Origin of the sequence: Streptomyces sp. Je 1-79 (genome assembly GCF_025195125.1) — a bacterium.
Taxonomy (GTDB): domain Bacteria; phylum Actinomycetota; class Actinomycetes; order Streptomycetales; family Streptomycetaceae; genus Streptomyces.
Genome location: NZ_JAMGSL010000021.1, coordinates 77,858 through 99,875, shown reverse-complemented (window position 1 = coordinate 99,875; position 22,018 = coordinate 77,858). Strand labels below are relative to the sequence as shown.

Sequence of the window (22,018 nt, the reverse complement as noted above, 5' to 3'; positions counted from 1 at the left end):
CCTAGGCGGCGACGTGCAGTCCTTCGACGACGCGGACCAGGGGAGCCAGCTCCGGGTTCTTCGCGGCTTCGTCGAGGGCCTCGCGCAGCGCCCCGTCGTTGGTGGGCCGGGCCTCGGCGAGCAGAGCCAGGCCGGCCTCGGTGACGTCGGTGTAGATGCCGCGCCGGTCGGTGGCGCAGAGGTACCGGGTGAGGAGACCGCGGTCCTCCAGGCGGGTCACCAGCCGGGTGGTGGCGCTCTGGCTGAGCACGACGGCGTCGGCGACCTGCTTCATCTGGAGATGCCCGCCGGGACCGCTGTGCTGGCGACTGAGCACATCGAGGAGGGAGTACTCGCGCACGCTCAGGCCGTGCTGGGACTCCAGAGCGCGCTCGATGCGGGATTCGATCCTGCCGTGCAGCAACGAGAGGGCGCACCACCCCTGGGAGAGGGCGGTGAGGGCGGGGTCGGTCGCGGTCATGTCTCTCCTCGGTCCGGAGCGGCTCCTCCCAGAGTAGACGATGAGTGCAAAAGCCCGCGTGTGCAATTACCGGGCCCTTGCTCCGCCTCAACGCCCTGGGGCCTACCCCGCCGCGACGGTCAGCGGCGCGAACCGGCGGCTCCAGTCGCCGGGAAGGTCGGGGAGGGAGCGCACCATGACCGCGTTGAACATGATCGGGGAGAGGCCGTTCGTCTTGAGCCAGGCCACCAGGGCCTCGTGGCGTACATCGATGTCCGTGCGCAGAGGGCGGTCCGTGGTGGCGGCCAGGGCGGCGACGAGCGCCTGTGCGGTGGCCGTGTCGCGGGCGATCAGAGGGCCGATGACATGGGTGTCCATGTTCGGCCAGGCCGCGGCGAAGCCGGTGATCTCGCCGTCCGCCTCGGCGACGCGAAGCTGGTCCGCGAAGGCCGGGAGGCGGGTGATCATGTGGGTGCGGTCCAGGCCGAAGACCTCGGTGTCCAGGTGGAGAACGGTCTGGAGGTCCTCGGCCGTGGCGGCGCGGGTGGGGATCCCGGGGGCCGGCTCCACCGCGGTGAAGCGGCCACGGAGCATCTCCGCGCGGCCGGTCTGGACGAAGCCCAGCTGCTCGTAGAGCGGCTTCCCGTTCGGGGTGGCGTGGAGCGTGAGCGGGGTGTCTCCGGCCTCGGCCAGGACGTGGCGCATCAGGCGGCGCCCCACCCCTTGTCGGGCGTACCGCTCGGCGACCAGCACCATGCCGATCGCGGAGAGCCCGGGCCCGTACGAGGTGACCACACTGGCCGCGATCAGTCCCTTGCCCTCGGGGTCGTCGATGCCGTAGCCGGTCCCAGCGGTCAACAGGAGGTTCCACTTGTGTTCCTCACGCAGCCAGCCCCGGTCCTCGGAGAGGTCGGCGCAGGCGATGAGGTCCGCGGAGGTGAGGGTGCGGATGGGGAGCTGGTCGAGTGCGGCGTGCGGAGTCGGCATGGCGCTCAGGCTGTCCGACGCGATGATCGTTCGTCCACCGTTTTAGGAGAACTGGCCGGCGCCCGGTCGCGGGAGCCGGCCTCTGCCCGCAGGCGACGGCCTCGGCGGGTCGGTCCCCAGGGCTTCAGCACCGAGATCGCGGTCATGAAGAGATAGGCCGCCGTCGACACCGTCGGCGCTGCCACCAGGCTGGGGTCCGCCACCCCGGCCGTCGCCGCGTGCTCGATCTCCGGACGCAGAGCGAAGACGGTGGCGGCCGCAGTGGCGAGGGTGAGCCAGAACTTGATCCAGACCCAGCGGTGCCGGGCCAGCCCCCAGGGTGTGCCCAGCGAGAGCACCAGGCCGCTCACCAGCGTCGCCACGGCGACGGGGGCGAGCAGCCAGTCCGCGAACACCTTCATCGCACGGTAGGAGGCTTCGGTGAGCGAGGGGTCACCCGTCGTATAGGCCGTGATCCCGAGCGTCAGCAGTCCCACGCTGAGCCCGAGCCACGCCACGGAGACGGCGACATGGACGACGAGGAGAGCCCGCCGAGCGGGGCGCTGGAGATGTTTCACGTGAAACACCGTGCCGCTCCGCGCGCTCACCGCGCGTCTGACAGGGGGAGTAAGCAGACGTACTAGCCTCGGCGTACATGACCAGTTCCCCGGGCGCCGGCAGGCTCCATCTCTTCGATCTCGACGGCACCCTCATCCGGGGCTCGGCCGCCGCGGTGGAGATCTCGCGGCAGCTCGGTGTCAGCGAGGAGATCGCCGCCCTGGAGCGCGCATTCCTGCTGGACGGGATGACGCCCGACGAGTTCGCCGTCCAGGCCCATGGGCTCTGGTCCGCGCTGACGGCTGAGCAGGTCACGGCCGCGTTCGAAGGGGCGCCCTGGCTGGCCGGCATCCGCGAGGTCTGGGCGGACATCCACGCCCAGGGAGGGCGCTGCGCTGTCATCTCGCTCTCGCCGGACTTCTTTGTCGAGCGCCTCCTCGCTTGGGGCGCCGACGCCGCGCATGGTTCCCGCTGGCCGGCGGTACCGTTCACCGAGCCCATCCACCGCCCGGGCATCCTCAACGCCGCCGCGAAGGTGAGGATCGCTCGCCGGCTCTGCGCTGAGTACGGGCTGGGCCTGGAGGACTGCGTGGCCTACGGCGACTCGATGTCCGACGCGGAACTCTTCGCCGCCGTGCCGCTCGCGGTGGCGGTCAACGCGGACCGGCATCTGGCCGGGCTCTCGCGCCACGCGTACACCGGAGCCGATCTGCGTGAGGCGTACGACCTGGTCCGAAAGAGCGCAGCCTAGCCTCATCGCGGGGCTAATGCCCGAGAATTCCACTTTCTGTCCGAACCGGTGGTCGAACCTGCCAAGCTGCGGCGACTAGAGCCGCAGGCGCGAGGCGAGGCACACGATGGAAGAGGCCGTGCACGACGGCGACGCACCGCCCCGGATAGCTCCGGGCCCGTCCCCCGACGCGATCCTCATACGCCGCACACTGGCCGAGATCGCGCCCGTCGCCGACAAGGTGACCTCGTACTTCTACGCCCTGCTCTTCGTCCGCCACCCCGAGCTGCGTGCGATGTTCCCCGCGGCGATGGACACCCAGCGCGACCGCCTCCTCAAGGCGCTGCTGACGGCCGCCGAGCACATGGACAACGCCCCCGTCCTCACCGAGTACCTCCAGAACCTGGGCCGTGGACACCGTAAGTACGGGACTCGGTCCGCCCACTACCCGGCCGTCGGCGAGGCGCTGATCGGCGCGCTGATCCGGTACGCCACGCTGACGTGGAACGAGGAGACCGAAGCCGCCTGGGTGCGGACGTACACGACGATCTCCCAGATCATGATCGACGCGGCGGCCGAGAACGAGCGGCACGCGCCCGCGTGGTGGCAGGCCGAGGTCGTCTCGCACGATCTGCGGACCCCCGACATCGCCGTGATCACCCTGCGGCCCGACCGGCCGTACAGCTTCCTCGCCGGCCAGTACACGACGCTGGAGACCCCCTGGTGGCCGCGCGTATGGCGGCACTACTCCTTCGCCTCTGCGCCCCGGCCCGACGGGCTGCTCTCCCTGCACGTCAAGGCGGTCCCGGCCGGCTGGGTCTCCAACGCCCTCGTGCACCACGCAAGACCCGGTGACGTGCTACGCCTCGGACCGCCCGCGGGGTCGATGACGGTCGACCACTCCACGGACAACGGGCTGCTGTGCCTGGGCGGCGGCACGGGGATCGCGCCCATCAAGGCGATGGTCGAGGATGTCGCGGAACACGGGGACCGGCGGCACATGGAGGTGTTCTACGGGGCGCGCAGCGGCCATGACCTGTACGACATCGACACGATGATGCGGCTCCAGCAGGCCTATCCCTGGCTGTCGGTGCGGCCGGTCACCGATGACCAGGCCCTGCTGCCGGACGCCGTGCGCCAGTACGGCCCGTGGACCGAGTACGAGGCGTATCTGTCGGGGCCGCCCGGCATGATCCGGCGCGGGGTGGACACCCTGCGGGGGATCGGTATCCCCGCGGAGCGGATCCGCCACGACCTTCTGTCGGAACTCGCTTCCTGACCGGCAGGCCGCCTCCTAGCCCAGGTCGGGGGCGTGCATCGCGCGGACGCCCTCGATATTGCCGTCCAGGTAGTGCCGCAGGGACAGCGGCACGAGATGGACGGCGGCGATGCCGACGCGGCTGAACGGCACCCGGACGATCTCGTACTCGCCGCAGGGCTCCTCCACCTCGGGCCCGTGCCGCTGTGAGGTGTCCATCGATTCGAGCCGGCAGACGAAGAAGTGCTGGACCTTCACTCCCGAGACACCGCCGTCGACGATGTGCTCGACGGTGTCGACGAAGCAGGGGACCACATCGGTGATCTTGGCGCCGAGTTCCTCGTGCACCTCGCGGTGGAGGGCTTCGACGACGGTGGTGTCGGAGGGATCGACCCCGCCTCCGGGCGTCACCCAGTAGGGATCCACCCCCGGCTTCGTGCGCTTGATGAGGATGAGGTCGTTTCCATCGAGCAGAATGGCGCGTGCGGTGCGCTTGACCACAGGACGTTCGGTCATGGGAAGAAAATGGCCCACGAAAGGTGTCCTGAAACTCACCAGCCTCCGGAGGCCCGCAGGAGCCAGTCGTGGGCCCGCGCGATGTGCGGGAGCGCGAGGGTCCCGGCCCGGACGACCAGGAAGTACGTCCGCAGCGGGGGAACCGGCGGATCGAGGAGCGCCACGAGACGCCCCTGCTCCAAGGCCTCCTCGCACAGATAGCGGGGCAGGACGGCGAGCCCCGCCCCGGCGGCCGTGGATTCCAGGACGGCCCGCAGGTCGGGCGCCACGACGGTGGCGGTCGCGGCCGGCTTGGTCTCGAAGACGGCCGCCCAGTAGCGGGAGACGAACGGCAGCGACTCGTGCACCTCCACCACCGGCAGCTGCTCCAGGACCACGGCGCCCTTGCGCAGCAGCAGGTCGGGCGCCAGCCGGGCGGCCCAGCGCGGGGCGGCGACCAGGACGTGTTCCTCGTCGCAGAGCGGTGTGGAGCCGAAGAGAGACCCACGCGGGCGAGCGGTGGCGATGGCCAGGTCATGATGTCCCGCGGCGAGCCCGTCGAGGGTCTCCTCGGCAGTGCCGGGGAACGAGGCCCGTACCGCGAGTCCCTGGGAGACCAGCGGGGTGAGGGCGGGCAGCGCACGCGCCGAGGTGAATTCGGGAGGCCCCGCGAGATGGAGGGTGCGAACACCGTTCTCCTCGTCCAGACCGGTCTCGGCGATCTCCACGAGCGCGTCCAGATGCGGCGCGGCGCGGTGGGCGAGCTCGTCGCCGATGGTGGTGGGGGTGACCCCACGGGCCTGTCTGAGGAAGAGCGGACGCCCCAGCTGCCGTTCCAGGGTGCGGATCTGGCTGGTGACCGCGGGCTGGGAGAGTCCGAGGAGGGCCGCGGCGCGGGTGAAGGAGCCGGCCCGGTGTACCGCGACGAAGGTGCGCAGCAGGGCGAGATCCATGTCCGCCCCCTCCCGGCCGTCACGGCCGTTCGACTCAGGCGGTCGGCTGACGGCGCCTCAGGACCGTCCAACTATAAATAAGTCGATAGGTCTCTGTCGCTACCGTGATTGGACACTGACGCAGAGTCAACTAGCCTTGGTCAGGCGGTTCTCCGCGCGTGGAACCCGGGGCGTTCCGAGCCATGAGGGGGGAGGCTCGGAGCGCCCCGGTTCCGTGCGGGTTCACTCGGCGGTCATCCGGTGGGCGCCGCCGCCTCGGCCGCGTCGAGGGCGCGCAGGACGTCCGCGATCAGGTCCTGAGGGTCCTCCGCCCCGACGGAGAAGCGGATGAAGCCCTCCGGAACGGCGTCTCCGCCCCACCGGCCGCGCCGTTCGGCCGTCGAGCGCACACCGCCGAAGCTGGTGGCGTCGTCCACGAGCCGCAGCCCGTCGAGGAACCGCTCGGCCCACTCCCGGTCGGGCAGGACGAAGGACACCACCGGCCCGAAGCGCTTCATCTGCGTCGCCGCCACCGCGTGTGAAGGGTCGTCCGGGAGGCCGGGGTAGCGCAGCCCGCTCACCTCGCCCCGCTTGGCCAGGGTCTCCGCGAGAGTCAGTGCCGAGGTGCACTGCCGGTCGATGCGGAGCTGGAGCGTGGCCAGGGACCGATGGGCGAGCCAGGCCTCCATGGGGCCCGGAATGGCTCCGACGATCTTGCGCCAGCGCCGCACCTCCGCGGCGAGCCGCGGATCGAGGCAGCTGACATGGCCGAGGAGGATGTCGCCGTGCCCGGTCGTGCCCTTGGTGTCGCTGGCCACGGAGAAGTCCGCGCCGAGCTCCAGGGGCCGCTGGCCGAGCGGGGTGGCCAGGGTGTTGTCGACCGCGACCAGCGCGCCGGCCTCGTGCGCCGCCTTCGCCAGACGCCGGATGTCGCAGACGTCGAGCCCGGGGTTGGAGGGCGTCTCGATCCACAGCAGCCGCGCTCCCTCCAGCACGGACAGCTGGGCGTCGCCGCCGGTGGGCGCGGTGCGGACCTCGATCCCGTACGCCCTGAGCTGCTCGTGGACCAGGGGGAGCGCCTGGTAGCCGTCGTCCGGCATGACGACGGCGTCGCCGGCCTTCAGCTGGGAGAAGAGGACGGCGGAGATGGCGGCCATGCCCGAGGCGAAGACGAGCGTCTCGACGCCCGGCTCCCCCGGCGCCTCCAGCTGGCCCAGGGCGCGTTCCAGATGGGTCCAGGTGGGGTTCTCGTCCCGCCCGTACGTATAGGGGCCGGTGGGGTCCCCCGGCAGATGGAAGTGGGCGGCGAAGACCGGCCCCGGCAGGGCCGGCTCGTACTTCACGGGCTCGGGGAGCCCTGCCCGCACCGCCCGTGTCCCGTCGCCGACGGCGCCGAGGCCCTCGGCGCCCCCGAACGTGTCCGTGCTCATACCGCCCGTTCCTCCACACTCTCGCGTACCGCGGCCAGCAGTCCTTCGCTCGCCGCCTCCACCATCTCAAGGCATTCCTCGAAGTCGTCCGTCCCGCCGTAGTAGGGGTCGGGGACGTCGAGGCCGTCGGCCGCCGGGTCGTACGAGCGCAGCAGCCGTACCTTCTCCGCGTCCTCCCGGGTCGGGGCGAGCAGGCGCAGGGCCCGCAGGTGCCCCTCGTCGAGGGCGATCACCAGGTCGAGCGCGGGGAACCACGAGGCGCGGAACTGGCGGGCGGTGTGCCCGGAGCGGTAGCCGTGGCCCTCCAGGGCGGCGACCGTACGCGGGTCGGCGGGGTCGCCCTCGTGCCACCCGCCGGTGCCCGCGCTGTCCACCTCGACCCTGTCGGCCAGGCCGGCCTCCTCCACGCGGGCGCGGAAGACGGACTCGGCCATCGGCGAGCGGCAGATGTTGCCGGTACAGACGAAACAGACGCGGTAGGTCATCGTCCGCACTCAGTCCCCGTCGGGGAGAACGACGTTGAGCGCCCAGGAGACGACGGAGATGATCAGACCGCCGAGCACGGCGGTCCAGAAGCCCTCGACATGGAAACTCAGGTCGAGCTGTTCTGCCAGCCAGGAGGTGAGCAGCAGCATCAGGGCGTTGATCACCAGGGTGATCAGGCCGAGGGTGAGGATGAACAGCGGAAGCGAGATCAGCTTGACGATCGGCTTCACCAAGAAGTTCACCAAGCCGAAAACCAGGGCGACGAGTATGAGCGTCCAGGCCTTCTTGCCCGTGCTGTCACCGGTCAGGGTGATGTCCTGGAGCAGCCAGATGGCCACTCCCAAAGCGCCCGCGTTGGCGAGCGTCTTGACTACGAAATTCTTCATGTGTCTGATCGTGGCAGACATGATCGGGCCAAGGGCAGGGGCGGACGCACGATGAAAGCATTCCGACTGGACGAGCTGGAGGCGGAGCGCGCCGCCAACGACGGTGCGTACCTCCAGTTCCTTCGGGAACGGAACATGTCCGTGGGTCTGTACGCGCTCGACGCCGGTTCGCTCGACCCGCAGCAGCCGCACGGCCAGGACGAGGTGTACTTCGTCGTCAGCGGGCGGGCCGCGATCACGGTCGGCATGGAGACGACGCAGGTGGCGCGCGGCAGCGTGGTCTACGTCCCGGCGGGAGTGGCCCACAAGTTCCACCACATCACCGAGGATCTGCGGGTCATGGTGGTGTTCTCGCCGCCGGAGGGCTGAGCTCCCCTAGGGGGAGGATCAGGGGAGAGCAAGGGCTCCGAGGCCCCCGCGGGCACCTGTGCCACCTCTAGCATCGAAGGTGCCCGGCGCAGAGCGCGCGGGGCGGACTCTTCGGGAGATGAGGGAAGCACGATGGCGGTACGAGAGATTCTCGCGGGGATGCCCTGGTGGGTGAAGTGGGTCGCCATACCCGTCATCGCCCTGTTCGTCTTCGGAGGACTGATCACCAGCATCGCGATGGTCGTGATCGGTCTGCTCTTCAAGGTGCTGGTCTTCGTCGCCCTCGTCGGCGGACTGATCTACGTCGTACGGAAGTTCATGTCCTCGTCGTCCTCGCGCGAGGACTGGTAGGCACACGCTATCGAGCGGTAGGGGCCGGGTCGCCGGGTGTTAGCCCGGGCGAGGGACGTGGCCCCTGAATCCAGGGCCGGGCCTCGGAGCTGCCATTAGAGTGGCAGACCACTGCCGCCCCGGGGAAAAACGGCGTAGCCCTCCGCACTGACCTGCGGTTGTCCGCCTGTCCCGGGCGGGTCCGCCTCGGACCCCACCCGGTTCCCAGGCCGCGGCGGGCGCGCGGGGGCGGCCCCCGCGGGCGGGTGTACGGCACCCGTCGTCACGCCTGGGGGTGACCTTTGGCCACGGCTACGCAGTCCGCCGCTCCTACCCTGATCGGCTCGGTGCAGCGGGCGCTGAGACTACTGGAGGCCGTGGGCTCCCACGAAGACGGAGCTCCCGCCAAACAACTCGCGCGTGAGGCGGGACTCCCGCTGCCCACCGCGTACCACCTGCTCCGCACCCTGACGCACGAGGGCTATCTGCGCCGCGAGAAGGGTGTGTTCGTCTTCGGCGACGCGGCCGGTCGGCTGGCCGGCGGGGGAGTTCTGCAGAATCGTCGCACCAAGATCGAGGATTCCCTGGCGCACTGGCGCGACGAGATCGGCGTCCCCGTCTACTTCGCGATCTACCGCGAGGGTGAGATCGAGCTGGTCGCCGTCTCGGACACCCCTTCCGCTCCCGCCGTGGACGAGTGGGCCGACTTCCGGGAGACGGGTCACGCGCACGCGATCGGCCAGTGTCTCCTCAGTCAACTGGATCTGAAGACTCGTCAAGACCACCTCGACCGGCATCCGGTCGAATCCATCACCCCATATACGGTGCGTAACCGCCGGGCGCTTTTGGATCGTTTGGGCGGTATGGGGCGAATGGAGCCCCTGGTGGAGCGTCAGGAATATGCGCTCGGCACGGTCTGTGCCGCAATCCCCATCACTGCGGGGTCCACGGCGGCCGCCATGGCGATTTCTCTCCCGCTTCACCAGCAAGAACGGTTGCTCCCCGCAGTCGAACAGCTACGCAATGAGATCGGCAAGCTCTTCAGCTCCTTCGCGTTCTCTATCAGTATCTGAAAAATCACTCCTTGTGATCTGCTAGGCCTTACAGCACGATTACGTCAAAGGGCCGGCGGGGATCATTCCTGGCCGTTTTGATCACAGCTTTCAGCAGCCGCGTTCACACAACTGCTTCATCTACTGCGGGGTACATCATGCGAGAGTCGGTGCAGGCCGAGGTCCTGATGAGCTTCCTCGTCTCCGAGGAGCTCTCCTTCAGGATCCCGGTGGAGCTGCGTTACGAGACCCGGGATCCCTACGCGGTGCGGATGACGTTCCACCTCCCCGGAGACGCGCCCGTGACCTGGGCGTTCGGGAGGGAGCTGCTGCTCGACGGGATCAACCGGCCGAGTGGGGACGGCGATGTGCACATCGCGCCGACCGAACCCGAGGATCTCTCGGACGTCGCCATCAGGCTCCAGGTCGGCAGCGACCGCGCGCTGTTCCGGGCCAGCGCCCCGCCGCTCGTGGCCTTCCTCGACCGTACGGACAAGCTGGTTCCGCTCGGTCAGGAACGGACACTGGGCGACTTCGAGGACAACCTGGAGGCGGCACTCGGCCGGATCCTCGCGGAGGAGAACGCCGGCTGAACCACCGGCCGTCGTCACTTGGCCCGGCGGCGGCGCCCACCCTTGGATGAACGCTTTCCGGTCGTGCCCGTCGCACCCGTCGCGCCCTGAGTCCCCGGTGTTCCCCGCCGGTCGGCCGAGACCACGAGGGCCGCGAGTGCGGTGGTGACCGGCACCGACGCGACCAGACCGATCGATCCCACCAGCGTGCGGACGATCTCCTCGGCGACCAACTCGCTGTTGGCCACCGTTCCCACGCTGCTCTGCGCGATGGAGAAGAGCAGCAGCAGCGGCAGGGCCGCACCGGCGTACGCGAGCACCAGCGTGTTCACCACGGACGCGATGTGGTCGCGGCCGATCCGGATCCCGGCCCGGTACAGCGCGCGCGTGCCCATCCGGGGATCCGCCTGGTGGAGTTCCCACACCGCCGAGGTCTGCGTCACCGTCACGTCGTCGAGGACACCGAGCGAACCGATGATGATTCCGGCCAGCAGCAGACCCGACATGTCGATCTCCGGGTAGAGCCCGTGGATCAGGCCGGTGTTGTCGTCGGTGTTCCCGGTCAGCGACGCCCAGCTGATGAAGTACGAGCCGAGCAGCCCGATCAGCATCAGCGAGATCAGCGTCCCGAGCACCGCGACCGAGGTACGGGCCGACAGCCCGTGGCACATGTAGAGGGCGATGAGCATGATCGCGCTCGACCCGACCACCGCCACCACCAGCGGATTCGAGCCCTGGAGGATCGCGGGCAGGATGAAGAAGGTCAGCAGGAGGAAGCTCAAGGCGAGCGAGATCAGCGCCATCACACCGCGCATCCGGCCGACGAGCACGACCACCACGGCGAAAATCAGGGCGAGGACCGCCAGCGGAACCTTGCGGTTCACATCCGTCACCGAGTACTGCAGATCGCGCGGGGCGTCCGGCGCGTAGGCCACCACCACGCCCTGTCCCTCGTCCAGTTGACGCGGAGCGTCCGGCTGCACGATTTCGACGAAGGTACGGCCCGCGTCAGGACCGCTGGTGACCTCGATCGTCGCCCTGTCGCACTCCCCCTCCTGGGCGTTGACCGCCTCGCGTCCCTGGGGCGTCGAGACGTCCCCGGTCGGCGGGACCTGAGCGGCGTTCACGTCCTGGCAGTCGACCGCCTCGACCGAGACGACCTCGCCCTGGTAGGTCTGCCGGTCGAAACCGACGCCCGTGCGTTCGTGGTCGGGTGCGCCGCCCGGCCACAGGACGACGAGACCGACCACCACGGCCGTGGCGAACGGGATCAGGACCGCGGCGATGACTCTGCGCAGATGCCGGGAGACGGGTGCGGCCGGCCCATGGCTGTGGGTGTGGCCGTGCCCGTGACCCGCCTCGCCGTGTGCGTCGTGGCCGTCGGGTTCTGGGGTCCGCTGCGAGGAAGTCACGGACAGATCATCGCAAGAACGGAGGGGGCCCACTGTTCAGCACGGCCGGATTGACGCTAGCGTGGTGGCACCTTTGCACACGCGGGAGCTCGGAGCACCGGGCTGAGAGGGCGCTGATCACCGTACGCGCGTACTGAACGTACGTACGGGAGGAGGCTGCGCCGACCGCCGAACCTGTTACCGGGTAATGCCGGCGTAGGGAGATCGGTCTCATGACCATTCAGGATGCACGCACGCCTGCCACCAGCCAGGACGAGCGCAAGCCGGGCTGGCACAAGGGATACGTCGAGGGCTCGCGCCCCGACCTCCGGGTGCCCGTCCGACAGGTGCACCTCACCAACGGCAAGGACGTGACGCTGTACGACACGTCCGGTCCGTACACCGACCCCACCATCGACACCGACATACGGCGCGGCCTTCCGCCCCTGCGCGAGAACTGGATCATCGCGCGGGGTGACACCGAGGAGTACGCGGGCCGTCCGGTCCGCCCCGAGGACGACGGCATCAAGCACACCTCGCCGCGTGGTGGCCTGAAGAACCTCGACGCGGTCTTCCCGGGCCGCCCGCGCCAGCCCCGCCGGGGCCGCGACGGCCAGGCCGTGACCCAGCTCGCGTACGCCCGCCGGGGCGAGATCACGCCGGAGATGGAGTACGTCGCGATCCGCGAGAACGTCTCCCCCGAGGTCGTACGGGAGGAGATCGCGGCGGGTCGCGCGGTGCTCCCCGCGAACGTCAACCACCCGGAGATCGAGCCGATGATCATCGGCAAGCGGTTCCTGGTGAAGGTCAACGCCAACATCGGCAACTCCGCCGTCACCTCCTCCATCGAGGAGGAGGTGGAGAAGATGACGTGGGCGACCAAGTGGGGCGCCGACACGGTCATGGACCTGTCCACCGGCCGCAACATCCACACCACCCGCGAGTGGGTGCTGCGCAACTCCCCCGTACCGATCGGCACCGTGCCGCTCTACCAGGCCCTGGAGAAGGTCGACGGCAGGGCCGAGGAGCTGACCTGGGAGATCTACAAGGACACCGTCATCGAGCAGGCCGAGCAGGGCGTCGACTACATGACGGTCCACGCCGGCGTGCTGCTGCCGTACGTGCCGCTGACCGCCCGCCGCAAGACCGGCATCGTCTCGCGCGGCGGCTCGATCATGGCCGCCTGGTGCCTCGCGCACCACAAGGAGAACTTCCTCTACACGAACTTCGAGGAGCTCTGCGAGATCCTGGCGACGTACGACGTCACGTACTCGCTGGGCGACGGCCTGCGCCCCGGCTCGATCGCCGACGCCAACGACGAGGCGCAGTTCGCCGAGCTGCGTACGCTCGGAGAGCTGAACACGATCGCCAAGCGGCACAACGTGCAGACGATGATCGAGGGCCCGGGTCATGTCCCGATGCACAAGATCAAGGAGAACATCGACCTCCAGCAGGAGATCTGCGAGGAGGCGCCGTTCTACACGCTCGGCCCGCTCACCACGGACGTCGCCCCGGCGTACGACCACATCACCTCGGGCATCGGCGCGGCGATGATCGCCTGGTGGGGTACGGCGATGCTCTGCTACGTCACGCCCAAGGAGCACCTGGGCCTGCCCAACCGCGACGACGTGAAGACCGGCGTCATCACGTACAAGATCGCGGCGCACGCGGCGGACCTGGCCAAGGGCCACCCGGGGGCGCAGGAGTGGGACGACGCGCTGTCGGACGCCCGGTTCGAGTTCCGCTGGGAGGACCAGTTCAACCTGGCCCTCGACCCGGACACCGCCCGCGAGTTCCACGACGAGACGCTGCCGGCCGAGCCGGCGAAGACCGCGCACTTCTGCTCGATGTGCGGTCCGAAGTTCTGCTCGATGAAGATCTCGCAGGACATCCGCCGGGAGCACGGTGGCGACCTCAAGTCGGAGGAGATCGCGGCCGGCATGGAGGAGAAGTCCAAGGAGTTCGCGGCCGCGGGCAACCGGGTGTACCTGCCGATGGCTGAGTAGCCCGCGCCCTTCCGTACGTACGACCGGGCAGGACGCAGGAAGCGGCGGGGCGGACCGCGCGGCCGGGGGGTCGTGCGGCTCGTGTCCGCCGCTCGCGTTCGCGCCCCGGGCCCCGGTCTACTCCGGCCGGTGGTCCGGGGGGCCGAAGTCGGGGCTGCTGAAGTCCGGGCTGCTGTACGTCGGGCGGGTGCCCGAGGAGCCTTCGTTCGGGCTGGAGAAGTCCGGGCCGCTGTAGCCGATCTTCGGTATGCGGTCGGCGCGGGGCGGCGGTCCGGGCGGCGTGGCCGGGCGGGCGAGGGGGGCCGCCAGGGCGTCGCGCAGGAACGGCAGGATGCCCCGTTCCAGCAGGGCGCGGCGCCATGCCTCGCGGGCGCGGGACAGCTCGTCGTCCGTCTCGGCGCGCGGCGGATCGCTCGCGGCCAGTTGCGTGGACCGGTTGCGCAGCGCCGTGAGCAGCAGCCCGACGGCGGCGCAGAAGAGGCCCGCGGCGGCGACGGCGCCGAAGAACCAGGCCGCGGTCAGCAGGGTGTCGGCGAACACGAGGGTGGGAGCCAGCACCTTCAGTACCGCGCCGACCAGCAGGAATATCACCGCGGCCGTGCCCGCGAGGACCGGCGCGAGGACCGTGACGATCGCGACGACGCCGGCGCCCGGGCCGGCTCCCACGCCTTCGCCCTCCGCCGCCAGTACGGCGTTCATGACACTCGAACCGCTCGGTGAGCGACCCTCTTCGCGGACCTTCACGAAGTGGTCGTACTCGACCGCCGCGGCGGCCGTGATGAGCGCCGTCGCGTTCAGCGCCATCGTGCGCAGCTGTTCGGCCGTGAGCCGTTTCCCGGTCTCGGCGAGATCCGGATGGTCGTGCGCGTTGCGCAGTGCGTCGTCGAGGAGGCGTACGTACTCGGCACGGTCCTCGGTCAGCAGGTGCGGAGCCACGTTCATGTGCATCCCCCGATGCTCCGTAGGGCCTTATCGACCGTGGGATACGGCCGGTCGGGCGGAAACGGAGGAGAGCCTGCTACGGATGATCCGATGGTATTGCGGTTTCGGCACAGGGTGACAGGGGGTTTCCCGAAATCGACTTCCCCGGATGCGCAGGGTTATGTCTCAGCCGTTCAGGGGGAGTTGGACGACCAGCAGCTTTCCGGCCATGGTCACTCCGCCGTCCATGGCGATCGCCAGACCGTCCGCGTACACGTGCGGACCGTCGACGACCGGGTCCGAGCCGCCCTCGCCGTCCTCGGTGCCGACTTGGCCCAGGAGGTACGGGATGGGGCTGTGACCGTGCACGACGCGGCCTCCGCCGTAGGTGGCGAGCAGCTCCTGGACGGCCTGGGGGCCGGCGTCGTCGCGGAAGGCGAAGCGCTTGGTGAACTTGCGGAACAGGTCCCAGACCTCGTCCGCGTCGTTCCGGTTGATGATCTCGTGGACGGTCTCGTTGACGTCCTCGATGGTGCTGCCGTAGTCGAGGTAGGCGGTGGTGTCGGAGTGCATCAGCAGATGCCCGTCCTCCTCCACCACGGCGTCGAGCCGGGACATCCACTGCAGATGGACGTCCTGGAGACGGTCCATGTCGTTCTTCTGGCCGCCGTTGAGCAGCCAGGCCGCCTGGAAGGTGGCGGTGCCCGCACCGGAGTTGACGGGGGTGTCGCCGAAACGCTTGGCGCCGATGAGCAGCAGCTCGTGGTTGCCCATCAGGGCCTTGCAGTAGCCGCCGGCTGCCGCGGCCTCCGCGGACAGCCGCATGACGAGGTCGATGACGCCGATGCCGTCGGGACCGCGGTCGGTGAAGTCGCCGAGGAACCAGAGCCGGGCGTTGCCCGCGGCCCAGGCGCCGTTGGCGTCGATGAGGCCCTGCTCGCGCAGGGCGGCGACGAGTTCGTCGAGGTAGCCGTGGACGTCGCCGACCACGTAGAGGGGGCCGGGACCCTCGCCGGCCGGGGCGGGAGCGGGGGCCTGGGCCGGGTCCACGTGGACCTGGACGGTGTCTCCCCGGTTGATCACCGGGAGGTCGCGCTCGGTGGGGGTGTAGCCCTCGGGGACATCACCCTCCGGGAAGGCGTTCCCGGGGTGGCCGGGGGTGACGGCCGCGGGGGTGACCAGGGTCGTGAGGGCGGAGAGGGCGGAGGCGGGCCGGCCGAGGAGGAGCGTGGGGTCGGTGACGGGGGTGGGGGCGGGAGCGACGCGGGCCGGCTCGAACGGGGCACCGGGCTCGCCGGGCTCGGCGACTTCGAACGGCTCGGCGGACGCGGAGGGCTCGGGCGCGAACGGCTCGGTGGGCGCGGAGGGGGCCGCGGGTGCGGCGGGTTCGACGGAGACGAGCGGTGCGGTGGGTGCCATCGTCGCGCGGGGGTCGACGGGAGCCACGGGCCCGACGGGCTCGAAGCCGGTGTCGGATGCCCCGGGCTCGAACGGTTCGAGAGGGTGACCCGCCGGCGGCTCGGGAGCATGGCCCTGCACGGGCACCCGGGCGTACGGCGGTACGCGGAAATCACGCAGTGTCGCCGTGCGCACCACGGGTTCCTGCCCGGCCCCCTGAGTCATCGACCCCTCCACCACCGTCGCGATGCCCTGCACATCGCGGACCGGCCTGGTCGGGGTGGTCCGCGATGTCGTGCGCCCATCATAGGAATGAGGGTCCGCCTGTGTGACGCACCAGGGGTGGTGAATCCGGGCCCACTCCGGGTTCGCCGGTTGTTTCGCCCGATTTGAGAAGGTCCAGTCCAGGGTTGGGGCAGGGCCGGGGTCTGGTTTGTGACCGGAACCGGGTCCGTACCCGGCCCTCACCCGACCCGAGAGGGGTCGGGTTCCGGCGCGTACGTGTTCTTCGCTAGTCCTTCGAGGGTGACCTGGGCGGGCTGACCGTCGTCCGCGGCGAACGCCTCTGGGAGGACGTCCGCACGATGAGTTCGGTCGGTATCACCTGCTCGACCGGTCCGTCGGTGTCGACTCCCTCGATGGCGTCGATGAGGAGCTGGACGACGGCCGTGCCGATCCGGCGCGGTTTGAGCGAGAGGGTCGTGATGGGCGGTTCGGTGTTGGAGTAGACGGTCGACTCGCTGCAGCAGACCAGCAGCAGATCGTCCGGTACGCGCAGTCCGTAGCGGCGGGCTGCCGCCAGCAGATCGGTTCCGTTGGGGTCGAAGAGGCCGTAGACGGCGTCGGGACGGTCGGGGCGGGCGAGCAGCCGGTCGGCCGCGACGGCACCCGCGCACGGATCGTGCGCCGGATAGGCCTCGTAGACGGGGTCCTGGCCGACCCGCTCGCACCAGTTCAGGTACGCGGTGGTGGACAGGCGGGTGTACGTGTCGGTGGTGGTTCCGGTGAGAAGGCCGATCCGGCGGGCGCCGGCGGCGGCGAGGTGGTCGAGGAGTTCGAGGACGGCGGCTTCGTGGTCGTTGTCGACCCAGGCGGTCACCGGGAGGGTGCCGGCCGGGCGACCGTCGGAGACGACCGGCAGGCCCTGGCGGACGAGCTCGGTGACGACCGGATCGTGGTCGGAGGGGTCGATGACGACGGTGCCGTCGAGGGCGACGTTCGACCAGACGTCATGGCGGGAGGTGGCGGGCAGGATGACCAGGGCATAGCCACGGGCGAGCGCGGCCGACGTGGCGGCTCTGGCCATCTCCGCGAAGTACGCGAATTCGGTGAAGGTGAAAGGTTCATCCCCGTAGGTCGTCACGGTCAGGCCGATGAGGCCCGACTTGCCGGTACGGAGCGTGCGGGCCGCCGCGGATGGGCGATAGCCCAGCCGGTCTGCGACCTCGCGGACGTGGCGGCGGGTGGCGTCCGGGAGCCGGCCCTTGCCGTTGAGCGCGTCGGAGACAGTCGTGATGGAGACCCCGGCGGCGGCGGCCACATCCCGGATGCCCGCCCGCCCCTGCCGGCTTCCCCGGGTCTGTGCCCGGCTCACCTGGTGCTTCCCTGCTGCTGTCATGGCGAGCCGATAGTAGGGCGAGGGCGGGTGGTTGGGACGGCCGCATATGCACTCGTTGACAGGCACGTTTCTGCATGATCAAAAACCATCAATTGCCTTAGAAATAAAGGGAGTTGGGCCCCTTCGAGTGTGATCTGCGGTCGTCGAACCGTATGGGCCTGCCACGGGGGTCATGTCTCGAAGAGGTCTCAACTCACCTCTACGGGCGACGCGCGCCACGGCGCCCGCCACCGGCGCGCGCCACCCGGCCACGCGCTCCCCCACTCGTCCACAGGTTCCCCGTTCCGTTGTCCACAGCCCATTCGCAGCGGAGGCGAATCCTCATAAGGTGAGGAGTATTGGTGGTACGGACGGTCGAGGAGGACCACAGTGAGCGCAGTGAGCGAGGCCGGCGGAACCGGCGGGACGAGCGCGGGCAGCCCGAGGCTGCGGGCCGTGCTGGACGGCATCCCCACCTACAAGCCGGGCAAGCCGGCCGCCGCGGGCGGTGCGGTCGCTTTCAAGCTGTCCTCCAACGAGAACCCGTACCCGCCGCTGCCCGGTGTGATGGAGAGCACGCTGGCCGCGGCCGCCGCCTTCAACCGTTACCCCGACATGGCCTGCACGGGCCTGATGAACGAGCTCGCCGACCGCTTCGGGGTGCCGCTCTCGCACCTGGCGACCGGCACGGGCTCGGTCGGTGTGGCCCAGTCCCTGCTCCAGTCGACCTCGGGGCCGGGCGACGAGGTCATCTACGCCTGGCGGTCCTTCGAGGCGTACCCGATCATCACGCAGATCAGTGGGGCCACCTCGGTGCAGGTGCCGCTGACCGACGGCGAGGTGCACGACCTCGACGCGATGGCCGAGGCGATCACCGACCGGACGCGGCTGATCTTCGTCTGCAATCCGAACAACCCCACGGGCACGGCGGTGCGCCGGGCCGAGCTGGAGCGGTTCCTGGACCGGGTGCCCTCCGACGTCCTGGTGGTGATCGACGAGGCGTACCGCGAGTTCGTCCGGGACACCGACATCCCGGACGGCATCGAGCTGTACCGCGACCGTCCGAACGTCGCCGTGCTGCGGACGTTCTCCAAGGCGTACGGCCTGGCCGGGCTGCGGGTCGGTTTCGCGATCGCCCATGAGCCGGTGGCGGCGGCGCTGCGCAAGACGGCGGTGCCGTTCGGCGTGAGTCAGCTGGCCCAGGACGCGGCGGTGGCCTCGCTGCGGGCCGAGGACGAACTGCTCGGGCGGGTCGGCTCGTTGGTGGGCGAGCGCGAGCGGGTGCACGCGGGGCTCGTGGCCCAGGGCTGGACCGTGCCGGACACCCAGGCGAACTTCGTCTGGCTGCGGCTCGGTGAGCGGACGCTGGAGTTCGCGGCGGAGTGCGAGCGGCACGGTGTGGTGGTGCGGCCGTTCGCGGGTGAGGGCGTACGCGTCACGATCGGTGAGTGCGAGGCCAACGACCTGTTCCTGAAGACGGCGGAGGGCTTCCGTAACGCCGGTTGACCGGGAGCAGGGCTGAGCGGAGCGGACGCTGACCAGGGCGGACGCCGATCAGGCCCGGTGGAGTGGGTCGGGGGCGGCCGGTCAGCCTTCGACGCGCTCGACGCGGATCGGGTCGCCGTCCCTGACGGTGGCCAGGACGCGCGGGTCGCCGTCCAGCGAGCCCAACAGGTTGCAGGGGCTCGCGAGCCGGCACTCGGAGCCCCGGGATATCGGGGTGGGGCCGTAGGGGAGTGCGAGGGCGTCGCCGTCGGTCCAGAAGGCGACCGTGCCCGGCTCCACCACCTGCTGCGCGTCGGACTCGACGGCGGTGGAGACCGGAGTGTCGAAGTAGACCTCCTCGCCCCAGGTCCGGGCGGTGGAGACGATCGGGAGAACCCCCGCGAGCGCCTTGCTCGTGGGGGTTTCTTCGAGGGTCGCCGTGGTGTGCCCGGCGGGCCAGGAGATACGGATCTGAAGGGTCATAGCCAGGATTCAACAATATGTTGAAGGTCCTGGGAAGGGGTGACCTTCGGTAGGGGGACCCCCCGGTCTTACGTACGGATTTCGTATGAGCCATAATGCTTGTGAATGTGAACGCGTTCACAAGCGTGTCTCGTTCCTCCCGAAATGGGTGGGATCAAAGGGGCAGACTGCCGACGTGATCGCGCGATGTAAGGAGAAGACGTGGACCTAGCTCTGGCGCCGGAGACTCTGGCGCGCTGGCAGTTCGGCATCACCACCGTCTACCACTTCCTCTTCGTCCCCCTGACGATCTCCCTCGCCGCCCTCACCGCCGGCCTCCAGACCGCCTGGGTGCGCACGGAGAACGAGAAGTACCTCAAGGCGACGAAGTTCTGGGGCAAGCTCTTCCTGATCAACATCGCGATGGGTGTGGTCACCGGCATCGTGCAGGAGTTCCAGTTCGGCATGAACTGGTCCGACTACTCCCGCTTCGTCGGCGACGTCTTCGGTGCGCCGCTCGCCTTCGAGGCGCTGATCGCCTTCTTCTTCGAGTCCACCTTCATCGGCCTGTGGATCTTCGGCTGGGACAAGCTGCCGAAGAAGATCCACCTGGCCTGCATGTGGATGGTCTCGATCGGCACGATCCTCTCCGCGTACTTCATCCTGGCGGCCAACTCCTGGATGCAGCACCCGGTCGGCTACCGGATCAACGAGGAGCGCGGCCGGGCCGAGCTCACCGACTTCTGGCTGGTGCTCACGCAGAACACCGCGCTCACCCAGTTCTTCCACACCATGACGGCCGCCTTCCTGGTCGGTGGCGCCTTCATGGTGGGCATCGCCGCCTTCCACCTGGCGCGCAAGAAGCACGTCCCGGTGATGCGGACCTCGCTGCGGCTCGGCCTGATCACGCTGATCATCGCCGGACTCGGCACGGCCATCAGCGGCGACCTGCTCGGCAAGGTCATGTTCAAGCAGCAGCCGATGAAGATGGCCGCCGCCGAGGCGCTCTGGGACGGCGAGGCACCCGCGCCGTTCTCGATCTTCGCGTACGGCGATGTCGACAAGGGCCACAACAAGGTGGCCATAGAGATCCCGGGACTGCTGTCCTTCCTGGCCAACGACGACTTCAGCTCGTACGTCCCGGGCATCAACGACATCAACAAGGCCGAGCAGGAGAAGTTCGGCCCCGGCGACTACCGGCCCAACATCCCCGTCGCCTACTGGGGCTTCCGCTGGATGATCGGCTTCGGCATGGCCTCGCTGGCCATCGGCATGGTCGGCCTCTGGCTGACCCGTAAGAAGTTCATGCTGGCGCCGGGGATGCGGACCGGTGAGGACGAGGTGCCGAATCTGGTCCTGTTCAAGCGGAAGGCGCTCAGCCCCCGCCTGGCCAGGTGGTACTGGATCGTGGCCCTCTGGACCATGGCCTTCCCGCTGATCGCCAACTCCTGGGGCTGGATCTTCACCGAGATGGGCCGGCAGCCCTGGGTCGTCTACGGCGTGCTGCGCACCCGGGACGCGGTCTCCCCCGGTACCACCCAGGCCGAGGTGCTCACCTCGATGATCATCTTCACCCTGCTCTACGCGGTGCTCGCGGTGATCGAGGTCAAGCTGCTGGTCAAGTACGTCAAGGCCGGACCGCCCGAGCTCACCGAGTCCGACCTCAACCCGCCCACCAAGATCGGCGGGGACCACCGTGACCCCGACCGGCCCATGGCCTTCTCGTACTGAGGCTCAGGAGATCGAGGCATGGAACTCCACAACGTCTGGTTCGTACTCATCGCCGTCCTCTGGATCGGCTACTTCTTCCTGGAGGGCTTCGACTTCGGGGTCGGCGTCCTGACCAAGCTGCTCGCCCGTGGCCGCACCGAGAAGCGGGTGCTGATCAACACGATCGGTCCCGTCTGGGACGGCAACGAGGTGTGGCTGCTCACCGCCGGCGGCGCGACCTTCGCCGCGTTCCCCGAGTGGTACGCGACCCTCTTCTCCGGCTTCTACCTGCCGCTGCTGATCATCCTGGTCTGTCTGATCATCCGTGGTGTCGCCTTCGAGTACCGGGTGAAGCGGCCCGAGGAGAACTGGCAGCGGAACTGGGAGGAGGCCATCTTCTGGACCTCCCTGATCCCCGCCGTGCTGTGGGGCGTCGCCTTCGGCAACATCGTGCGCGGAGTGAAGATCGACCAGGACATGGAGTACGTCGGTACCTTCGGGGACCTGCTCAACCCGTACGCGATCCTCGGCGGCCTGGTCACCCTCTCCCTCTTCACCTTCCACGGGACGGTCTTCGCCGCGCTCAAGACGGCCGGTGACATCCGGGTCCGGGCCCGGTCGCTCGCGCTGAAGCTGGGTCTCGTCACGGCCGTCCTCGCGCTGGGCTTCCTCGTCTGGACCCAGGCCGACAAGGGCGACGGCTGGAGCCTGGGCGCCATGCTCGTCGCCGTCGTCGCGCTGGTCGGTGCCATCGGGGCGATCAAGGCGGGGCGTGAGGGCTGGTCGTTCGCGCTGTCGGGCATCACGATCGTCGCGGCGGTGGCGATGCTCTTCTTCACGCTCTTCCCGAACGTCATGCCGTCTTCGCTCAACCCCGAGTGGAGCCTCACCGTGACGAACGCGTCGTCGAGCCCGTACACCCTGAAGATCATGACCTGGTGTGCCGCGATCGCCACCCCGCTGGTCCTCCTCTATCAGAGCTGGACCTACTGGGTGTTCCGTAAGCGGATCGGCACGCAGCACATCGCGGCCGACGCTCACTAGT

23 protein-coding genes and 1 riboswitch are annotated in these 22,018 nt (G+C 69.4%); of the genes, 10 read left to right on the top strand and 13 right to left on the bottom strand.

The window, feature by feature from the left end; translation table 11 throughout:
* Position 1: 1 nt before the first annotated feature.
* The 3 genes from M5362_RS31810 to M5362_RS31800 all read right to left on the bottom strand — a co-directional run bounded on the left by M5362_RS31810 (position 2) and on the right by M5362_RS31800 (position 1,983).
* Complete coding sequence (locus M5362_RS31810; protein ID WP_260231352.1) at positions 2-460, bottom strand: MarR family winged helix-turn-helix transcriptional regulator; 459 nt, start codon at positions 458-460, stop codon at positions 2-4.
* Positions 461-562: 102 nt separating this feature from the next.
* Positions 563-1,426 (bottom strand): GNAT family N-acetyltransferase, encoded by an 864-nt coding sequence (locus M5362_RS31805; RefSeq protein ID WP_260231350.1) that lies wholly within the window; start codon positions 1,424-1,426, stop codon positions 563-565.
* Positions 1,427-1,431: 5 nt separating this feature from the next.
* The gene (locus M5362_RS31800) at positions 1,432-1,983 is read right to left on the bottom strand and encodes a DUF2269 family protein (protein ID WP_260231349.1); all 552 of its coding nucleotides are present in this window, start codon (positions 1,981-1,983) and stop codon (positions 1,432-1,434) included.
* Between the two features lie 77 nt (positions 1,984-2,060).
* Between M5362_RS31800 and M5362_RS31795 the strand changes: the two genes are divergently transcribed.
* A complete protein-coding gene (locus M5362_RS31795; RefSeq protein ID WP_260231348.1) occupies positions 2,061-2,714 on the top strand; it encodes an HAD family phosphatase in 654 nt (217 codons plus the stop codon).
* Positions 2,715-2,820: 106 nt separating this feature from the next.
* Positions 2,821-3,972: a globin domain-containing protein gene (locus M5362_RS31790; RefSeq protein ID WP_260231345.1), complete on the top strand. Its 1,152-nt coding sequence runs from the start codon at positions 2,821-2,823 to the stop codon at positions 3,970-3,972.
* 15 nt (positions 3,973-3,987) lie between these two features.
* Here the strand turns inward: M5362_RS31790 and M5362_RS31785 are convergent, their stop codons facing one another.
* The 5 genes from M5362_RS31785 to M5362_RS31765 all read right to left on the bottom strand — a co-directional run bounded on the left by M5362_RS31785 (position 3,988) and on the right by M5362_RS31765 (position 7,680).
* A complete protein-coding gene (locus M5362_RS31785) occupies positions 3,988-4,467 on the bottom strand; it encodes an NUDIX domain-containing protein (RefSeq protein ID WP_260231344.1) in 480 nt (159 codons plus the stop codon).
* 35 nt (positions 4,468-4,502) lie between these two features.
* Complete coding sequence (locus M5362_RS31780; RefSeq protein ID WP_260231343.1) at positions 4,503-5,399, bottom strand: LysR family transcriptional regulator; 897 nt, start codon at positions 5,397-5,399, stop codon at positions 4,503-4,505.
* Between the two features lie 233 nt (positions 5,400-5,632).
* On the bottom strand, positions 5,633-6,808 hold the full coding sequence (locus M5362_RS31775; RefSeq protein WP_260231342.1) for a cystathionine gamma-lyase: 1,176 nt from the start codon (positions 6,806-6,808) through the stop codon (positions 5,633-5,635).
* Entirely contained in the window at positions 6,805-7,293 is a 489-nt protein-coding gene (locus tag M5362_RS31770) for a low molecular weight protein-tyrosine-phosphatase (protein ID WP_260231341.1), read from the bottom strand. Before M5362_RS31770 ends, M5362_RS31775 begins: the two co-directional genes overlap by 4 nt.
* 9 nt (positions 7,294-7,302) lie before the next feature.
* Positions 7,303-7,680: a phage holin family protein gene (locus M5362_RS31765; RefSeq protein ID WP_260231340.1), complete on the bottom strand. Its 378-nt coding sequence runs from the start codon at positions 7,678-7,680 to the stop codon at positions 7,303-7,305.
* 51 nt (positions 7,681-7,731) lie between these two features.
* Between M5362_RS31765 and M5362_RS31760 the strand changes: the two genes are divergently transcribed.
* The 4 genes from M5362_RS31760 (at position 7,732) to M5362_RS31745 (ending at position 10,024) form a co-directional block, all read left to right on the top strand.
* The gene (locus M5362_RS31760) at positions 7,732-8,049 is read left to right on the top strand and encodes a cupin domain-containing protein (RefSeq protein WP_260231339.1); all 318 of its coding nucleotides are present in this window, start codon (positions 7,732-7,734) and stop codon (positions 8,047-8,049) included.
* Positions 8,050-8,181: 132 nt separating this feature from the next.
* Positions 8,182-8,400, top strand: a complete 219-nt coding sequence (locus tag M5362_RS31755) for a DUF5326 family protein (protein ID WP_260231338.1) — start codon at positions 8,182-8,184, stop codon at positions 8,398-8,400.
* A 326-nt stretch (positions 8,401-8,726) separates the two neighbouring features.
* Positions 8,727-9,452: an IclR family transcriptional regulator gene (locus M5362_RS31750; protein ID WP_374214557.1), complete on the top strand. Its 726-nt coding sequence runs from the start codon at positions 8,727-8,729 to the stop codon at positions 9,450-9,452.
* Between the two features lie 137 nt (positions 9,453-9,589).
* Positions 9,590-10,024 (top strand): SsgA family sporulation/cell division regulator, encoded by a 435-nt coding sequence (locus M5362_RS31745; RefSeq protein WP_260231336.1) that lies wholly within the window; start codon positions 9,590-9,592, stop codon positions 10,022-10,024.
* A gap of 14 nt (positions 10,025-10,038) precedes the next feature.
* Here the strand turns inward: M5362_RS31745 and M5362_RS31740 are convergent, their stop codons facing one another.
* On the bottom strand, positions 10,039-11,415 hold the full coding sequence (locus M5362_RS31740; protein ID WP_260231335.1) for a YibE/F family protein: 1,377 nt from the start codon (positions 11,413-11,415) through the stop codon (positions 10,039-10,041).
* Positions 11,416-11,486: 71 nt separating this feature from the next.
* Positions 11,487-11,634: riboswitch (TPP riboswitch) on the top strand.
* On the opposite strand from M5362_RS31740, the gene thiC reads away from it, so the two are divergent.
* Positions 11,628-13,400: a phosphomethylpyrimidine synthase ThiC gene (thiC, locus tag M5362_RS31735; RefSeq protein ID WP_260231334.1), complete on the top strand. Its 1,773-nt coding sequence runs from the start codon at positions 11,628-11,630 to the stop codon at positions 13,398-13,400. Its footprint overlaps the riboswitch before it by 7 nt.
* Before the next feature lie 117 nt (positions 13,401-13,517).
* On the opposite strand, the gene M5362_RS31730 is transcribed toward thiC, so the two are convergent.
* The 3 genes from M5362_RS31730 to M5362_RS31720 form a co-directional block, all read right to left on the bottom strand.
* Positions 13,518-14,348, bottom strand: coding sequence for a hypothetical protein (locus M5362_RS31730; protein ID WP_260231333.1), 831 nt, complete (start codon positions 14,346-14,348; stop codon positions 13,518-13,520).
* A gap of 159 nt (positions 14,349-14,507) precedes the next feature.
* Complete coding sequence (locus tag M5362_RS31725) at positions 14,508-15,944, bottom strand: metallophosphoesterase (protein WP_261366740.1); 1,437 nt, start codon at positions 15,942-15,944, stop codon at positions 14,508-14,510.
* 286 nt (positions 15,945-16,230) lie between these two features.
* The gene (locus tag M5362_RS31720) at positions 16,231-17,337 is read right to left on the bottom strand and encodes a LacI family DNA-binding transcriptional regulator (protein ID WP_260231332.1); all 1,107 of its coding nucleotides are present in this window, start codon (positions 17,335-17,337) and stop codon (positions 16,231-16,233) included.
* Between the two features lie 378 nt (positions 17,338-17,715).
* Between M5362_RS31720 and hisC the strand changes: the two genes are divergently transcribed.
* Positions 17,716-18,822, top strand: coding sequence for a histidinol-phosphate transaminase (hisC, locus tag M5362_RS31715; protein ID WP_260231358.1), 1,107 nt, complete (start codon positions 17,716-17,718; stop codon positions 18,820-18,822).
* 81 nt (positions 18,823-18,903) lie between these two features.
* Here the strand turns inward: hisC and M5362_RS31710 are convergent, their stop codons facing one another.
* On the bottom strand, positions 18,904-19,284 hold the full coding sequence (locus M5362_RS31710) for a cyclophilin-like fold protein (protein ID WP_260231331.1): 381 nt from the start codon (positions 19,282-19,284) through the stop codon (positions 18,904-18,906).
* Positions 19,285-19,485: 201 nt separating this feature from the next.
* Here M5362_RS31710 and M5362_RS31705 point away from each other — a divergent pair, with 201 nt between their 5' ends.
* Together M5362_RS31705 and cydB are read left to right on the top strand one after the other, a co-directional pair.
* Positions 19,486-20,994, top strand: coding sequence for a cytochrome ubiquinol oxidase subunit I (locus tag M5362_RS31705; RefSeq protein WP_260231330.1), 1,509 nt, complete (start codon positions 19,486-19,488; stop codon positions 20,992-20,994).
* A gap of 18 nt (positions 20,995-21,012) precedes the next feature.
* Positions 21,013-22,017, top strand: coding sequence for a cytochrome d ubiquinol oxidase subunit II (gene cydB, locus M5362_RS31700; protein ID WP_260231329.1), 1,005 nt, complete (start codon positions 21,013-21,015; stop codon positions 22,015-22,017).
* Position 22,018 lies beyond the last annotated feature (1 nt).

Coding starts and splice junctions, on each gene's coding strand:
- M5362_RS31810 (WP_260231352.1), bottom strand. CDS start 460: ATGACCGCGACCGACCCCGCCCTCACCGCCCTCTCCCAGGGGTGGTGC.
- M5362_RS31805 (WP_260231350.1), bottom strand. CDS start 1,426: ATGCCGACTCCGCACGCCGCACTCGACCAGCTCCCCATCCGCACCCTC.
- M5362_RS31795 (WP_260231348.1), top strand. CDS start 2,061: ATGACCAGTTCCCCGGGCGCCGGCAGGCTCCATCTCTTCGATCTCGAC.
- M5362_RS31790 (WP_260231345.1), top strand. CDS start 2,821: ATGGAAGAGGCCGTGCACGACGGCGACGCACCGCCCCGGATAGCTCCG.
- M5362_RS31785 (WP_260231344.1), bottom strand. CDS start 4,467: ATGACCGAACGTCCTGTGGTCAAGCGCACCGCACGCGCCATTCTGCTC.
- M5362_RS31780 (WP_260231343.1), bottom strand. CDS start 5,399: ATGGATCTCGCCCTGCTGCGCACCTTCGTCGCGGTACACCGGGCCGGC.
- M5362_RS31775 (WP_260231342.1), bottom strand. CDS start 6,808: ATGAGCACGGACACGTTCGGGGGCGCCGAGGGCCTCGGCGCCGTCGGC.
- M5362_RS31770 (WP_260231341.1), bottom strand. CDS start 7,293: ATGACCTACCGCGTCTGTTTCGTCTGTACCGGCAACATCTGCCGCTCG.
- M5362_RS31765 (WP_260231340.1), bottom strand. CDS start 7,680: ATGAAGAATTTCGTAGTCAAGACGCTCGCCAACGCGGGCGCTTTGGGA.
- M5362_RS31760 (WP_260231339.1), top strand. CDS start 7,732: ATGAAAGCATTCCGACTGGACGAGCTGGAGGCGGAGCGCGCCGCCAAC.
- M5362_RS31755 (WP_260231338.1), top strand. CDS start 8,182: ATGGCGGTACGAGAGATTCTCGCGGGGATGCCCTGGTGGGTGAAGTGG.
- M5362_RS31745 (WP_260231336.1), top strand. CDS start 9,590: ATGCGAGAGTCGGTGCAGGCCGAGGTCCTGATGAGCTTCCTCGTCTCC.
- thiC (WP_260231334.1), top strand. CDS start 11,628: ATGACCATTCAGGATGCACGCACGCCTGCCACCAGCCAGGACGAGCGC.
- M5362_RS31730 (WP_260231333.1), bottom strand. CDS start 14,348: ATGCACATGAACGTGGCTCCGCACCTGCTGACCGAGGACCGTGCCGAG.
- M5362_RS31725 (WP_261366740.1), bottom strand. CDS start 15,944: ATGACTCAGGGGGCCGGGCAGGAACCCGTGGTGCGCACGGCGACACTG.
- M5362_RS31720 (WP_260231332.1), bottom strand. CDS start 17,337: ATGACAGCAGCAGGGAAGCACCAGGTGAGCCGGGCACAGACCCGGGGA.
- M5362_RS31710 (WP_260231331.1), bottom strand. CDS start 19,284: ATGACCCTTCAGATCCGTATCTCCTGGCCCGCCGGGCACACCACGGCG.
- cydB (WP_260231329.1), top strand. CDS start 21,013: ATGGAACTCCACAACGTCTGGTTCGTACTCATCGCCGTCCTCTGGATC.